This window comes from Paracoccus cavernae, from assembly GCF_042430175.1.
In the GTDB taxonomy this organism is placed as follows: Bacteria; Pseudomonadota; Alphaproteobacteria; order Rhodobacterales; family Rhodobacteraceae; genus Paracoccus; species Paracoccus cavernae.
Genome location: NZ_JBHMDZ010000048.1, coordinates 171,914 through 186,885 on the forward strand (window position 1 = coordinate 171,914; position 14,972 = coordinate 186,885).

A 14,972-nucleotide genomic window follows, 5' to 3' on the forward strand; every position below is an offset into this window, starting at 1 on the left:
AGGGGGCGATTCCATGTCGGTTAACGAAACAATTTGTCTGGTCGGTTGGGGGGCTATCGGCACGCGTCTGGCACAGCTTTTGCGCCAGACCGGCGCGCCGGTGCGGATCGCGGCAGTCGCCGTGCGCGACGCACAAACCCCGCGCGACGGCCTGCCCGAGGGCGTCGCTCTGATCGACAGTCCCGAGGCTTTGGCTGCAACCGGCGCCAGCCTCGTCGTCGAAGCCGCAGGGCGCGGCAGTGTCGGCATTTGGGGCCGTGCGGCCTTTGCGGCGGAAATGGATTACGCGGTCTCGTCAACCTCGGCTTTCGTGGACGAAGCACTTTTGGCCGAGCTGCTGTCCCTTGCCCGAGCAAAAGGCCGTCAATTGCTCATCCCGCCGGGTGCCTTGGGCGGGATCGATGCGCTGGCAGCGGCGGGACGTCTGCCGATCGCCTCGGTCGAGCACCGCATCGTCAAACCCGCTCAGGCCTGGAAGGGGACGCCGGCGGCGGATCTTGTCGATCTCGATGCGCTGAGCGGTCCGACCGTCTTTTTCTCGGCCAGCGCGCGCGAGGCGGCCGATGCTTTCCCGCAAAACGCCAATGTCGCGGTGATCACGGCACTGGCCGGAATCGGGCTGGACCGGACGCGGATCTCGCTGGTTGCCGATCCCGATGCCATGCTCAACCGCCACGAAATCCGCGCCGAGGGCGATTTCGGCAAAATGGATCTCACCTTTGAAAACCGCCCGCTCGCGACCAATCCAAAATCATCCGAGATGACCGCGCTCAATCTGGCGCGGCTGATCGAGAGCCGCGTCAATCCTTTGGTTTTGTGACGAAAAGGCCGCGCCGAAAGGGATCTCCCCTCGGCGCGGCCCGATGTTTCCAAGCGCGGCTTATTGCGCTTGGGTGATCGCTTTAGCCGCAGCCCGCGCCGCCGCATGAACCGCGACCAGAAGCGGGGCTTCGAATTGCGGCTGAAGGCGCACGGCCGAGGCGGAAAGCGGACCGCCTCCCATGATCACGGCCGATGCACCATCCTTTGCGACCGACTCGGTAACGGCGGCGGCAAGAGCCGCATCCAAAGCCTCGGCCTGTTCGACCAGCACTTTCGGATCGCCCTCGGTCACACGGGTGCCGCGATATTGTGCCTCGTAGCCGAGCGAGGCGGCCTTTTCGCGAAAGCTCTCGATCAGCGCGGGATCGGGCGTGACCGTGACGATGCCGAAGGGGCGACCGTCGCGGGCGGCCTCGTGAAAGACCTCTTCGCCGATGCCGAAGACCGGCACATCGACCGCCTTGCGCAATTCGGCCAGACCCGGGTCGCTGAAGGCCGAGACGATGATCGCGCCGACACGGGGGTCGGCCGCGGCCTCGCGCCCGATCGCCACAACGCCGGATGCCGCCGCCGCCATATCCTGCGGCGTGGTCAAAAGCGCGGGCGCGCCGGTATTCGAGCGTCCCTCGACCACGGCGGCATCTGCCGCCGCGATCTGTGCCAACCCGGTCATGGATTGGGTGGCGGCCTCGTTGGAGTTGGGGTTGATAAGGACGATCACCCGTCCTCCATCCGCGTTCTGGTTGGCCATTGCCGTGCCTATCGTGCCGATTGTCAGGCCCGCGACGATGGCGCAAGCCGTCGCCAGTAGCCAGCGCCGCGACGGCGCGTTCGGGGAAAACGCCATGGCTCAGTTCTCCATGAAGCGCTTGGCGCTCGGCAGTTTGTGCATGAGCACATAGTAGAGGATGCCCGAGGGCAGCAGGCTGGCGTACCACGAGATCCCCGAGAAGATCAGCGCCGCGGCGATACCGGCAGCCATGGCGATCATCGCGGCCATATTGACGCCCTGATAGGGCCCCTCGGGATCATAGAGTTTCTCGAGGTTGAGCGTCTGTTTGCGGATGAAGAAGTAATCCACGATCAGGATGGCGAAGATCGGGCCGAGGAAAGCCGAATAGGTGCGGATGAACAGGTTCAGCCCGGCGGCGGATTCGTCCTTGACCAGCTCCCAAGGGAAGGTTGCGAAGGCCAGAAGACCGACCAGAACCGCCGAGGTTTTGAACTTGAGCTTGAAGATGTCCATCAGCGCATAGGCCGGCGGCACGACGTTGTTGAGGATGTTCGTGGTCACCTGCGCAAAGGCGATGAAGACCAGCGTGACGATCAGCAGGAATTTGTTGTCGACCGCGCTCGAGAAGACCTTGATCGGATCGACTTCGCCGGTCGCGCCCGAGACCATCAGGCCGATCATCCCCATGAACAGCGTCGCGGGCAGGATCGAGTTGGCATAGATCGCGACCTGACGCAGCGGCCCGACATCTTTGCGCAACTCGCGCGAATAGTCCGAGACGTTCAGCATCATCGTCGAATAGATCCCGAGGAAGAGCATCGTCGCGCCCCAGAAGGGTGCACCCCAGGTGCCTTCGACATTGATCAGATTGGCCGAAATCTGGTCGCCGTATTTGTTGATCACGCTGAAGAACATGTAGATCAGCGCACCGATGATGAAGACCGAACCGATGTTTTCCAGCCATTTGATGCCGTGGAAACCCAGAACCGACAGGCCGATCTGCAGGAGTTGGAAGCCGATGAAGAAGACCCAGATGTTGGAGAAACCGAACATGGTTTCCGACACGAGGTTCAGCGCGCCGGCACCGATCCAGCTTTGGAAACCGAACCAGACGATCGCAGGCACCGAGCGCACCAGCGCGGGAATGCGCGATCCGGTGAAGCCGAAGGCCGAACGGGTCTGGACCATGAAGGGGATGCCGTATTTGTGGCCCGCCTTGCCGTTGAACATCAGCGCGACACCGATGACCGTACAGCCGATGGTGATCGCGACGAAGGTCTGGAGCAGGTTCAGCGTACCGACCAGCCCCGAACCGATGGTGAAGGTCCCGATCGACACGCAGCCCCCCAGCCACGCGAAGAGATAGGACCAGGGATCCATGATCCGTGTTTCCTGCGGCGCAAGGCTTTCTTCGCCGATTGCCTTGTGCTCGATCGCACCTTTGCCGATCGCGGCGCCCTCCAGCGCCGTTGAATCCATTGTCATGGCTCTCCTCCCTAGCCGACAGTGATGTTTTACGCCTTGAAAGGCGACGTTTTATTTCGCGTTCGGGAACGCGTAGGCATTGATTTTGCTCGTTTTAAGCCCCGATCCGACCAGCGCTTCGATCATGCGGGTGGCGACGCTGACACCGTCGATGACCGGAATGCCGGTTTCCTTGCTCAGCCATTCGGTCAGATCGGCCATGCCGGCACAGCCGAGAACCACGGCCTCGCAACGGTCTTCCTCGATGGCGCGCAGGATCTCGTCGCGCACTTTGACGCGGGCGTTCGAGCCGGGCTCTTCCAGCGCCAGGACGGGGATCTCGGCCGAGCGCACGCGGCGACATTGATGCGAGAGGCCGTAGCCGTGGATCAGATGCTCGATCACCGGCACCGAACGCGGCAGGGTCGTGACCACCGAGAACGAGGTCGAGAGCATGCTCGCGGCTTTCACCGCAGCCTCGCAGATCCCCAGAACCGGACCGGTTGCGATTTCGCGGCAGGCAGCAATGCCCGGATCGTCGAAACAGGCGACAACGATGCCGTCGACGCCATTGGCCTCGGCCTCGCGGACCCGTGCCAAAAGACCCGGCAGCGACATGGCCTCGTCGTAGTGACCCTCGATCGAGGCAGGTGCGCCGCTTGCGGTCGCACCGTGGATGGTGGTGCCGGCGCTGGCGACGGCCCGCGCGGCATCGACGATTTTATCCGTCATCGATTGGGTTGAGTTCGGGTTGACGACCAGAATGTCCATATCTGCCTCCTGTGTTAACAACGATTGTTAACAATCACTGTTAACACGTCAACAACTTCTTCGGCTAATATGGTAAATTGTGGCGCGAGCCCTTAATTTGACTGAAATGACGCGCAAAACGAGCAGGTGTAGAAATGTCGGCGCTTCCCGAAGATCAGATCGTGAGCGCGATTCTGGACGCAGTTGCCGAGCAACGTCTGCCTGCGGGCGCGAAGCTGGGCGAGCAGGCGTTGAGCGACCTTTTCCAGTGCAACCGCGCCAATGTGCGCCGCGCGCTGGCGACGCTGGCTGCGCAGAATGTCGTGGAATTGCGGCCCAATCGCGGCGCTTTCGTCGTCACGCCTTCGCCGCAGGAGGCCCGCGACGTCTTTCAGGCGCGCCGCGCGATCGAACGCACCATCGCGCGTCAGGCGGCCAGCAATGCCAAGCCCGATGATATCGCCTATCTGCGCGAGAACATCCTTGCCGAATCGGAGGCCCATCGCCGCGCCGACAAGCCGACGGAGCTGCGTCTCACGCGGCAATTCCACATGTATCTGGCCCAGATTGCGGGCAACCACGTCCTCGAACGCTTCCTGTCGGAACTCACCATGCGCAGCACGCTGATCCTCGGGATCTATTCGCTGAGCGAACATTCCTGCGCCAGCGAGGCCGAGCATATGCGCATCGTCGATGCGCTTGAGGCCGGTGATACCGGGCTTCTGCTCGAACTGACCGACAGCCACTTGCGCCATCTCGAGGCGCATCTGAACTTCGACATTCCCCAGACCGCGGCGCTGAGCCTGCAGGACCAGCTCTTCCGCCACCCGATCGAGGCCTGAGCAAGCCGCGATCTCGGCACCGACGAGAAACCCGCCCGCAGATGCGGACGGGCAAAGGATGATCGGGAAAGATCCCGCGCTTATTCGGCGACGAGCGGCGCGTCCCAAGCGGTCAGATCGGCCTTGCGCCACGTCCCGTAGGTCGCGTTCGGCAGTACGATCCAATCCTTGCCGAAATGCTCGGCATCGGCCTCGACCAGCGCATGTTGCTCGGCCAAAGGCACCTTGCTGACGTAACCTTCCGAGAAATCGTGCAGCGTATCGCCGAGTTGGAGAACGACCTGATAATCCTTGGTCACCGAGGCGCGGCGTTCCTGTTTCGGCGGGCCGAGCAGCAGAACGGTTTCGTTGCTCACCTTGGGGAAGCCCAGCTTTTCGAGGGTCGCCATGGTCTGCGCTTTGTTTTCCTCGTAGCGGTCCGAGATATAGAAAACCGCGACGCCCTTTTCATTGGCATAGTTGAAGAAATCGAGCGCACCAGGCATGGCGGTCGGATTGCCCTCGCGCTCCCAGTGCTTCCAGGTGTCCCAGGTCGTGTAATTGTGGCAGGCGTTCATGTCGCGCACCAGAAGGGCGCTGTTGTCGATTGCCGTTTCGTCGAGATCGGTGATCACGGCCAGTTTCGCATCGGGCGCGGCAGTGGCCAGCGCTTCGTCAAGACGCAGCTTGGCCAGAGCATAGGCCTGACGCTGGAGCGCATCGACCTCGGCCGATTGCTGCTGGTAGCGCAGACCCATCGCATAGGCCTGCTGCTCGCAGAGGGTTTTGTCTTCGGGGGATTGCGCGAAGCCTGCGCCGGAGAGCGGAGCAAGAAGCGCGCATGCGGTGGCAAGGGTCGTAAGCGGGTGCTTGATCAAATTGTCCTCCCATTTTGATCGGCCCGACCGGAATTCCGGCCCGACAACCCGATAGGAGTTTAAATTTATTGATCAATCAATCAAAATAAATCGATCAATAGATACAGTCTTGCGAAATGCGTCCGAAGCGCTTTCCCACGGGGCAGGGAAAGCCGCAAGCCCCGAAAGCTTGCGGCCGGTTTTCAAGTGACTTTCGCGCTTAGAAAGTCAGGCGGCTGGTGATGAACATCGAGCGGCCGGCCTCGGGATAGCCTTCGACCAGAGCGTAATTCTTGTCGAAAGCGTTGCGCAGCCCGAAGACGAGGCTTGCCTGTTCGCTGACCTGCCAGTCCAGATCGAGATTGACCAGACCGAAGCCGCCGACACGGCTATAGGCAACTTCGGTCGGATCGGCAGGCGGCACCGCGCTATCGGTCCAGCGCGAGCTGGCCAGCTCGGTCGAGGGCGAGAGCGTCAAATCCTGCTGCACGCGCCAATCCAGTCGCAGATAGGCGGCATGACGCGGAATATCGGTCGAGCGCAGCCCCGAGCGGACCGGATCGTCGATGCTGCGGTCGAGGTAGGTGTAGTTCGCGACCAGCGACAGGTCGGGGTTGATCTCGTATTGCCCCGCCACCTCGAAGCCGGTGATGCGGCCAGTGCCGACGTTCCGGCTCTGGCTGAGATCGGTGCCGACGGGCACGGATTGGATCATGTCGTCGACTCGGCTGTGAAAAAACGCGCCCTCGATCGCGACGGGGCCGAGATCACCGGCATAGCCGATCTCCACGGTCAGCGCGCGTTCGGATTTCAGGTCGGGATTGGGAACGGCAGTGCCGAAACGGGTCGAATAGCGGTTGAAGAGCGTCGGGAAGCGCGTGCGCGACGACAGGCTTGCGTGGAACTCGCCCTGATCCACCGCATATAGCGCGGCGAGCTGCCAGTTGACCGCATCGGTGCTGCCGGTCGGCCAACCGGGCTCTTCGCTGGTACGGCTGGCCTCGACCACTTTGGCGCGGTCATAGCTCAGGCCGCCGACAATCGTCAGCGCGTCATTGACGCGCCAGGTGTCCTCGACCGCAAGCGACCAGGTCTCTTCCTTGCTGCGCTCGACCGGATCGCTGACATCGTTCACATCGGGCCGCGAAAGCTGGATATCGTCATGCTGGTCGCGCCGGTAATGGAGCGCACCGCGCAACGTATGCGCCGCCGCGACATCGCCGCCAACCTCGATGCTGGCGCCGTAAGCGTGATCGTCATAGCGGCTGTCGAAACTGCGCCGCTGCTCTTGCGTGCTATGGGTGACGTCGTCGTAGGCCTTCAGCACATTGTCGAAGGTGTTGTAGTAGAGCTTGGTCTTCACATAGCCGCTCTCGCCGAAGCCCGTATGCGAATAGAAGGCGTAGCTGTCGAGATCCCAGACCGGCCAGCTCCAGTCGCGCTGGTAGCTCTGGCCCTCGGGCAGGGGCTCGGGCGTGGTGCCGCGCACCGGCTGCATGACGTTGTAGGGCGCGTTTTTCGCGCCACTCTGGCGGGTGAAGCTCAGGACATATTCATCGTCCGCATTGGGCGTATAGCCGATCTTGAGGTTGAGGCGGCTGTCCTTGGTATCGGAATAGTCGCGCAAACCGCCCGATTGGACGGGAGTGGGGCGGTAATCCTTGGAGAGATAATAGCCGTCGCTCTCGCGCCACATATAGCTGCCCTGCGCGTAGAACTGGTCCTGTTTGGTGCCGAAGGACAGATAGGCGTTCTTGCCGGTGATGTCGCCGCGATTGCCGGCCTCGATCCCCACACGCGCCTCGCCCTCGAAGGGGGCGGTCGGTTTGCGGGTCACGAGGTTGATCGCGCCGCCCATTGCGCCCGGGCCGTTCAGCACCGAGACATAGCCCTTCTGGACCTGCACTTCCGCCAGATCCGGCGTCAGGAAACGCCCGAAATCCAGCCGGTTGTCGGCGGGCAGATAGACGCGGATGCCATCGACCGACAATGGCACCTGCAGGCGGTCGAAACCACGCACCGAGATCAGCCGTTCGTTGCGGCTGCCGCCGGTATTGCCGACGCTGACACCAGGCACGACGCGCATCGCATCGTCGAGCGTCTGACGGTTGCTGTGCAGAATCTCTTCGGAATCGACGATGGCGGTGGTGCCGCCCGCGCCGAGTTCCTCGCCCGAGGCGGTCAGCACGATGGTACCCAGCACGAAGGCCTTGCCGGCCGCCGCCTGGGCCTGCGCCTCCCTGATGACCTCTTCGCGGGCCAGATCGAGTTCCTGAGCCTGTGCCCAGCCTCCGGCCAATCCCGGCAGGATACACCCCGCCAGGGCAAGTCTTTGGAGCAATGACATTCTTTTTTCCCTGTTGCTGCTTCCCGACCGCGAGGGGGAGAGCGGTCGGGAATCGTTGTGCATGGTGAAACATATCGAAGCGAAGGACAACACGACTTTCCGCGCAGAAGCCGCGCGGGAAAAAGGCGAGGTCACAAGGGGGCGCTGCTTCAGGCGCGGAAATGCAGGCTTCCGTCCGACAGCTCTTCGCGCCGGATCTTGGTACCGTAAAGCGTGCTCAGCGTGGCAGGCGTCAGCGTCTCGCGCATCGGGCCGGCCGCCAGCACGCGGCCCCGATGCAACAGCACCATAGACCGGCAGAGCCGCGCCGCCTGATCGGGGTCATGGGTCGACAGGATGATCCCGATCCCGTCGCGGGCAAGGCCGAGAACCAGATCCTCGATCCGTTTGCGGTTGGCGAGATCGAGGCTCGCTGTCGGCTCGTCCATCACCACAAGCGGCGCATTCTGTGCCAGAGCGCGCGCGATCAGCACCATTTGCTGCTGGCCGCCCGACAGCCGCGTCATCCTCGCCCCCGCCAGATCCGCGATCCCGAGCCGCGCCAAAGCCGCCTCGGCCGCGTCGTGATCGCGCGCGGAAGGGGTGGCGAAAGCGCCGAGCGCCGCGCTCCGCCCCATCAGGACAATATCGCGGGCGCTGAAGGCGAAGGGCAGGTTTTGCGCCTGCGGCACATAGGCGATCCGGCGGGCGATCTCGCGCCGCCCGAGATCGCAAAGCGCGGCCCCGCCAAGGGAGACCGTGCCGCCAAGCAAAGGCAAAAGGCCGAGAAGGCTCCGAAACAGGGTGGTTTTCCCGACGCCATTCGGACCGAGCAGGCCCAGAACCTCGCCCGCACCAACCGCCAGATCGACCCCCTGCAATGCCGCATTTCCGCTATGGCCGACCGACAGCCCTGTCGCGTCCAGCAGCATCAATTGCGCCATTCCGCGGCACTGCGCGCGAGCAGAAGCACAAAAACCGGCGCGCCGAGCACGGCCGTCAGAATGCCGAGCGGGATCTCCTGCCGTGCCAGCATCCGTGCGGCCAGATCGACGAGCAACATGAAGGACGCCCCGCCGAGGATCGCCGCCGGCAAAAGCCGGTCGAAGCGCGGCCCCGTCAGCGGGCGCAGCATATGGGGCACCATAAGCCCGACCCAGCCGATCACCCCCGCCATCGATACAGCGGCCGCCGTCATCAAGGTCGCCGCCGTCACCACGACCACCCTGACCGCACCCGCATTGATGCCCAGACTGCGCGCCTCGTCATCGCCCAAAGCCAAAAGCCCGATGCGCCAGCGCAGGAGCATCAGGGGCACCAATCCCGCGAGAATGGCAGGCGCCGCCGCCCAGACATCGCCGCGTTTGATGCCGGCAAGGCTGCCCATCAGCCAGAAGGTGATTGCGGGAAGCTGGTTGTCGGGATCGGCCAGCAGTTTGATGAGCGAGATGCCGGCCCCGGCCAAAGCGCCGACCGCTATGCCGCACAGCACCATGACCAAAGCCGCGCCCCCCATCGCGAGCGAGATGGAGATCACCAGCCCGACCGTTGCCAATCCGGTCCCGAAGCCCAAAAGCTGGATCGCAAGCACCGGCAAACCGAGATAGATCCCGAGCACCGCACCCAGCCCGGCACCGGCAGATACGCCAAGAATATCAGGCGATACCAATTGGTTGCGGAATGCCGACTGGTAGCAGGCCCCTGCTGCCGCCAAGGCCGCACCGACCAGTGCGGCCGCAAGGACGCGCGGCAGGCGGATGTTCCAAAAGACGGTGGCGACGGTGCCGCCGGCGCTATGCCCGCTCAGCTCGCGCCAGATATCTGCGGGGGTAAGCGGGTAGGGGCCGAGCATGGTGCCGAGGATCAGGGCGCCAATCATCACTGCCGCCAGTAAAAGCGCTCCCCGGCCACCGGCCAAAGGATGCGCCACGCCATCCTCACGCACCCAACAGCACTTTCACCTGATCATCGCTCAGCTCGATCTGGTAAAAGAGGCGGTAGAAATCGCGCAGATCGGCCTCGAGCCCTTCGCCCGCAAGATCGGGGTGGAATTTCGCGCTCAGCCAGCGCAGCCCCAAAAGCCGGTTGACCGAAGGCGGCGCGTCGATGAAGCCGAAGGGCGCTTGCGGGGCCAGATAGACGCGGCCGTTCTCGATCGCGGGAATTCCGGCCAGTTCGGGCATGAGATCGGCATTGCGTGCGAAATCGGCATCCAGCGTGATGATGATCTCCGGTGCCCAGGCATGGAGCTGCTCGGGCGAGACGGTCAGCAGGCTCTTGCTGTCGCCCTCCGCCACATTGATGCCGCCCGCGCGCTCGATGATTTCGGAATGGATCGAGCCTTTGGCGGCACTTTCAAGCCCCTTTGGCCCGCGCGCCAGATAGACTTTCGGCCGCTGGTCGGGCCCGAGCGCAGCCGTCATCGCCTCGGCATCGGCGATGATCTTTTCGGCCTGTGCGCCCAAGGTCTCGCCGCGCTCGGCGACACCCAGAGCGGCGCCGAGAATGCGCAGGGTCTGGGGCGTTTTGGCAAAGCTTCCGTCGAGCAGCAGATAGGGCAGGCCGGTCTGCTCCGTCACCCGCTGCGACAGGTCGAGATAAGTCGGGCTGATATTGCCGTAATCGAGGATCATCTGCGGCTGCGCTGCCAAAAGCCCCTCGAGGTTGAGCGTATCGCCCTTGCCGGTCAGACGCCCCAAAGCGGGCAGGTCGCGGGTCGCGGGCAAGACGAGATCGCGCCCGTTCGGCGGGATCGCGCGGACCCAACCCAGCATGGCCTCGGGCTTGAGGGTGTAAAGCAGCACATCCGCCGGCGGTCCCGCCGCATAGATCCGGCTGGCATGGTCGGGCAGGGCGATCTCGCGGTCGGCGGCGTCGCGCACCACGACCTCGGCCATAGCCGTCGGCGGGGCAAGCGCCATCACAGCCGCGACGAGCGTCACAGCCGAAAAAACTCTGGGATGGAACATCAGGCAATCCGTTTCTCGGGCTGCTCGTCAAAGCAGAAAATGGGTTTGATATCGACCAGCGGCGTTTGGTCGATGCAATCGAGGCCGCGCACGAAAAGGCTCGTGCCCTCGATCCTCTCCAGCGTCACGGTCGACGAGGCGATCGGGTTCGGACGCAAGGGCGAACGCAGCGCGAAAGTCCCGATGGCGCGGTTGCCGAAATCGGGGTTTTGCCGGACCACATCGCGCCGCGCCAGATGCATCCAGTAAAGGATCTGGAGGCGGGTCTTTCCTTCAAGGCCGAGCATCGCCTCGGACCAGCGCGGATCGAGCACGATCTCGCACAGAGGGCCGTCCTGCGCGTCGCCTTTACGCGGGCAGGCGCGACGGTCGGTCCAAGGGGTGCGGATGCGGCCAATGAACCACAGATCCGCATCCGCGCTGTCGGGGGCGGAAACGGCGCGCTCGAACGGGCGCAAATCGCTGTCGGTCATCGTTCTGTCAGTCGTCGATGCCGATCATGACATCCGAGGCTTTGACGACGGCGCTGGCCTTGCTGCCAACCGTCAGGCCCAATTCGGCAACCGCCTCGTTGGTGATCGCGGCCGTCACGATGGTTCCGCCGACATCGAGCCGGACATGGCTGGTCACAGCGCCTTTGCTGATCTCGACCACGGTTCCGGCAAGCACATTGCGAGCACTGAGTTTCATGTGACTCTCCTTATGTTTGGGAAAACATATCGGTGCGGCTTCCGCCGAGTCAATCTCAAATGACGCCCGCGCCCACGTGCCCGCAGCGCGGTTTCGGGCAGGGGCGAAACGGGCCGGCGCGAGCCGCTTGACCGGACGCAACCACGGGCTGACAGGACGCGCATTCTGTCCGCTCGGGCAGCCGGATTGGGGGCGGAATGGCCGGAAAGTCCGGAGATTAACCCTCCGTCACTTGGCTTTATGGGCAATTTTTCTGCCGGTAGCATTGTCCATCAAATGTTTCATAGTATGGAAGATAAGATCAACAAGGAGGAAGATCATGAATAAGAAGCTCATTCTTGGACTGGCTGCCGCTGTCGGCCTTTTCGTTCAAGGCGCATCCGCGCAAGAGATGTCGTTCTTCCGCATCGGCACCGGCGGGACGGCGGGCACCTATTATCCGATCGGCGGCCTGATCGCGAACTCGATCTCGAACCCGCCCGGCTCGCGCGCTTGCGAGGATGGCGGCTCTTGCGGCGTCCCCGGCCTGATCGCGACGGCCGTGGCCTCGAACGGCTCGGTCGGCAATATCAACGCCATCAACGGCGGCCAGATGGAAGCGGGTTTCACCCAATCCGACGTCGCCTATTGGGCACAGACCGGCACCGGCCTGTGGGAAGGCCAGCCCGCGGTTGAAAAGCTGCGCCTGATCGCGAACCTTTACCCCGAGAGCATCCACCTTGTCGCGCGCGCCGATGCGGGCATCGAGTCGGTGGCCGATCTCAAGGGCAAGCGCGTCTCGCTGGACGAGCCGGGCTCGGGCACGCTGGTCGATGCCAAGATCATTCTCGAAGGCTACGGCCTGTCGGAAGCCGATGTGAAGGCAGAATACCTCAAGCCCGACCAGGCTGCAGACCGCATGCGCGACAATGCGATGGATGCGTTCTTCTTTGTCGGCGGCTATCCGGCCGGCGCGATTGCCGAACTCTCCAGCCAGCACGACATCAAACTGGTCCCGATCGACGGCGAGGCTGCCGACAAGCTGCGCGAGAAGTACAACTTCTTCGCCGCCGACAGCTTCCCCGCCGGTACCTATAAAGGCCAGGACGCGGATGTTGCGACGATCTCGGTCGGCGCGCAGCTCGTGACCAGCGCGGACCAGTCGGACGAGCTGATCTACAACATCACCAAGGCGCTCTACAACGAGAGCACCCAGAAGTTCTTTGCCGCAGGCCATGCCAAAGGCAAACAGATCACGCTCGACAGCGCGACGCTTGGCGCGGGCATTCCGTTCCATGCAGGCGCCGAGAAGTTCTACAAAGAAGCAGGCAAGCTTCAGTAAACGGATCCTGCGCGATCCCTATGGCCCGGCTTTCCACAAGCCGGGCCGATTCCCATTTCTAGAATCCGGAAAGGGCACTTCTGTATGTCTGAAACCGTCCCACATCTGACAGACGCTCAGCTGCGCGCGATCGAGGAAGAATACGACCCCGAAACCCGATTTCGCACGCTGTTGCCGCCGATCGCGACGCTGATCGCGGTCGTCATGTTCCTGCTGTCGCTGTATCACTACTACACCGCAGGTTTCGGGATTCCGCGTTCGACCACGCATCGCGGCATCCAGATGGGCGTGTCGCTGTTCGCGACCTTCATCCTGTTTTCGGCCTTCGCATCCAAACGCGGCGTCGCCACGAAATTTGCCGTGCTGGGCATCCCCTTGCCCGACTGGATCCTCGCTTTCGCAGGGATCATCGCCTCGCTTTACGTGCCGTGGATCTACGACCAGCTGGCCTTCCGCGTCGGCAACCCCAATACGCTCGATGTGGTGATGGGCACGATCCTGATCTTGGCGCTGCTCGAGGCGGTGCGCCGCTCGATGGGCTGGCCGCTGCCGATCATCGCCGCGCTTTTCATGGCCTATGCCTATTTCGGCCAAAGCATGCCGGGGATTTTCGTCCATCCGGGTGCGGATTGGTCGACGATCGTCAACCACCTCTACCTGACTTCGCAAGGGATCTACGGGACCGCGCTCGGCGTGATCTCGACCTATGTGTTCCACTTCGTCCTGTTTGGCGTCATGGCGCAGAGGATCGGTCTGGGGCAGCTCTTCATCGACCTCGCTACCGCTTTGACGGGACGCTTTTCGGGTGGACCGGCGAAGGTCTCGGTGGTGTCTTCGGCACTGATGGGCTCGATCTCGGGCTCGTCGATCGCGAATACCGTGACCACCGGCGCGCTCACCATTCCGGCGATGATCAAGATCGGCTTCAAACGCCACTTCGCCGCTGCTGTTGAAGCTGCCGCTTCGACCGGCGGGCAGATCACGCCGCCGGTCATGGGCGCGGTCGCCTTCCTGATGGTCGAATATCTCGGCATTCCGCTGCGCACGATCCTGATCGCGGCCATCGTTCCAGCCTTCATGCATTTCTTCGGCGTACTGGTTCAGGTCCATCTGGAGGCCCGCCGTCTGGGCATCCGCGGCCTCACCAAAGAGGAACTGCCCAAGGCCTGGCTCGTCCTCAAAGAGGGCTGGCTGGCGACGATCCCGCTGATCCTGCTGGTCTTCATGCTGATGTCGGGCCGCACGCCCTTCTGGTCGGCCTTCGTCGCGATTTCGGCCTGTATGGTCGTCTATCTGATCCAGTCGGTGATGAAATCGGGCGCGGTCGAAGGTTTCAAGGAAACCGCAGCCGGCATTTTCGAGGGCTTCGTCTCGGGCGCGAAACAATCGCTTGCGGTGACGGTGGCTGCGGCGCTTGTGGGTGTCGTCATCGGGATCGTGACCCTGACCGGTATCGGCTTCAAAATCGCCTTCATGGTGACCTCGATCGCGCAGGGCTGGGGCGCCTCGGCGCATGAATTCCTCGGCTTCCTTCCCTTCGAGCTCATGAGCCAGCAGACGCTGACCCTGCTCTTCACGCTGATGATGACGGCCGTGGTCTGCATCCTGATGGGTTGCGGCATTCCCACGACCGCAAACTACATCATCATGGTCGCGGTCGCCGCGCCCGTGTTGGGGATGATGAACGTGGAGCCGATCGTGGCCCATTTCTTCGTCTTCTATTACGGGGTGATCGCGGATGTGACGCCGCCGGTCGCAATGGCGGCCTATGCGGCATCGGGGATCGCGGGGGCGAATGCCTTCAAGGCGGGCAATACCGCGTTCCGTCTGTCGATGGGCAAGGCGCTGGTGCCTTTCGTCTTCGTCTTCTCGCCGTCGCTTCTGCTGGTGACCGAGGGATTTACCTGGACGGCCTTTGCCCTGGCCTTCTCGGGAGCTGTCCTTGGGATCTTGTCGCTGTCGGCGGCGCTGACCAACTGGCTTCTTGCCCCGCTCAGCCTCTTCGAGCGGATTTTGCTGACGATCGGAGCCTTCCTGTTGATCGCGCCCGAGCCGATTTCGTCGGCCATTGGCGCAGCCATTCTGGCGCTGATCGCGCTCAAGCAATGGCGTATGAACAAGGCGGGCGCAGCTTTGCCCGCCTGAGACAAACAGCCCTTTCCCGCACCATTGCGGGAGAGGGCAGGGACCGTTCAGGATCAATCTCAAGCCCGATGGAA

14 protein-coding genes are annotated in these 14,972 nt (G+C 63.1%); 4 read left to right on the forward strand and 10 right to left on the reverse strand.

Annotation, left to right across the window (positions count from 1 at the left end; all coding sequences use genetic code 11):
• Window positions 1-13 precede the first annotated feature (13 nt).
• Window positions 14-820, forward strand: coding sequence for an aspartate dehydrogenase (locus ACFFUC_RS17445; RefSeq protein WP_377688184.1), 807 nt, complete (start codon window positions 14-16; stop codon window positions 818-820).
• Between the two features lie 60 nt (window positions 821-880).
• Here ACFFUC_RS17445 and ACFFUC_RS17450 read toward each other — a convergent pair whose 3' ends face one another.
• From ACFFUC_RS17450 to ACFFUC_RS17460, 3 genes are read right to left on the reverse strand one after another with little or no spacing between them, the layout of a single operon-like run.
• Window positions 881-1,669 carry an aspartate/glutamate racemase family protein gene (locus ACFFUC_RS17450; protein WP_377688185.1) on the reverse strand — a complete coding sequence of 263 codons (789 nt, stop codon included), beginning with the start codon at window positions 1,667-1,669 and terminating at the stop codon, window positions 881-883.
• A gap of 3 nt (window positions 1,670-1,672) precedes the next feature.
• The gene (locus tag ACFFUC_RS17455; RefSeq protein ID WP_377688186.1) at window positions 1,673-3,040 is read right to left on the reverse strand and encodes an NCS1 family transporter; all 1,368 of its coding nucleotides are present in this window, start codon (window positions 3,038-3,040) and stop codon (window positions 1,673-1,675) included.
• Window positions 3,041-3,091: 51 nt separating this feature from the next.
• A complete protein-coding gene (locus tag ACFFUC_RS17460; protein WP_377688187.1) occupies window positions 3,092-3,790 on the reverse strand; it encodes an aspartate/glutamate racemase family protein in 699 nt (232 codons plus the stop codon).
• A 161-nt stretch (window positions 3,791-3,951) separates the two neighbouring features.
• Between ACFFUC_RS17460 and ACFFUC_RS17465 the strand changes: the two genes are divergently transcribed.
• On the forward strand, window positions 3,952-4,611 hold the full coding sequence (locus ACFFUC_RS17465) for a GntR family transcriptional regulator (RefSeq protein ID WP_377688189.1): 660 nt from the start codon (window positions 3,952-3,954) through the stop codon (window positions 4,609-4,611).
• An 80-nt stretch (window positions 4,612-4,691) separates the two neighbouring features.
• Here ACFFUC_RS17465 and ACFFUC_RS17470 read toward each other — a convergent pair whose 3' ends face one another.
• The 7 genes from ACFFUC_RS17470 to ACFFUC_RS17500 form a co-directional block, all read right to left on the reverse strand.
• On the reverse strand, window positions 4,692-5,468 hold the full coding sequence (locus tag ACFFUC_RS17470; RefSeq protein WP_377688190.1) for a 5'-nucleotidase, lipoprotein e(P4) family: 777 nt from the start codon (window positions 5,466-5,468) through the stop codon (window positions 4,692-4,694).
• Between the two features lie 199 nt (window positions 5,469-5,667).
• Window positions 5,668-7,794 carry a TonB-dependent receptor plug domain-containing protein gene (locus ACFFUC_RS17475; protein ID WP_377688191.1) on the reverse strand — a complete coding sequence of 709 codons (2,127 nt, stop codon included), beginning with the start codon at window positions 7,792-7,794 and terminating at the stop codon, window positions 5,668-5,670.
• A gap of 149 nt (window positions 7,795-7,943) precedes the next feature.
• Complete coding sequence (locus tag ACFFUC_RS17480) at window positions 7,944-8,717, reverse strand: ABC transporter ATP-binding protein (RefSeq protein WP_377688192.1); 774 nt, start codon at window positions 8,715-8,717, stop codon at window positions 7,944-7,946.
• A complete protein-coding gene (locus ACFFUC_RS17485) occupies window positions 8,705-9,652 on the reverse strand; it encodes a FecCD family ABC transporter permease (protein WP_377688193.1) in 948 nt (315 codons plus the stop codon). The genes ACFFUC_RS17480 and ACFFUC_RS17485 overlap by 13 nt, the downstream gene beginning before the upstream one ends.
• 58 nt (window positions 9,653-9,710) lie before the next feature.
• Window positions 9,711-10,742 carry an ABC transporter substrate-binding protein gene (locus ACFFUC_RS17490; RefSeq protein ID WP_377688194.1) on the reverse strand — a complete coding sequence of 344 codons (1,032 nt, stop codon included), beginning with the start codon at window positions 10,740-10,742 and terminating at the stop codon, window positions 9,711-9,713.
• Window positions 10,742-11,215 (reverse strand): SAM-dependent methyltransferase, encoded by a 474-nt coding sequence (locus tag ACFFUC_RS17495; protein ID WP_377688195.1) that lies wholly within the window; start codon window positions 11,213-11,215, stop codon window positions 10,742-10,744. Before ACFFUC_RS17495 ends, ACFFUC_RS17490 begins: the two co-directional genes overlap by 1 nt.
• Window positions 11,216-11,222: 7 nt before the next feature.
• Complete coding sequence (locus ACFFUC_RS17500; RefSeq protein WP_377688196.1) at window positions 11,223-11,432, reverse strand: TOBE domain-containing protein; 210 nt, start codon at window positions 11,430-11,432, stop codon at window positions 11,223-11,225.
• Between the two features lie 319 nt (window positions 11,433-11,751).
• On the opposite strand from ACFFUC_RS17500, the gene ACFFUC_RS17505 reads away from it, so the two are divergent.
• Together ACFFUC_RS17505 and ACFFUC_RS17510 are read left to right on the forward strand one after the other, a co-directional pair.
• A complete protein-coding gene (locus ACFFUC_RS17505; RefSeq protein ID WP_377688198.1) occupies window positions 11,752-12,753 on the forward strand; it encodes a TAXI family TRAP transporter solute-binding subunit in 1,002 nt (333 codons plus the stop codon).
• An 84-nt stretch (window positions 12,754-12,837) separates the two neighbouring features.
• Complete coding sequence (locus ACFFUC_RS17510; protein WP_377688199.1) at window positions 12,838-14,898, forward strand: TRAP transporter permease; 2,061 nt, start codon at window positions 12,838-12,840, stop codon at window positions 14,896-14,898.
• Window positions 14,899-14,972 lie beyond the last annotated feature (74 nt).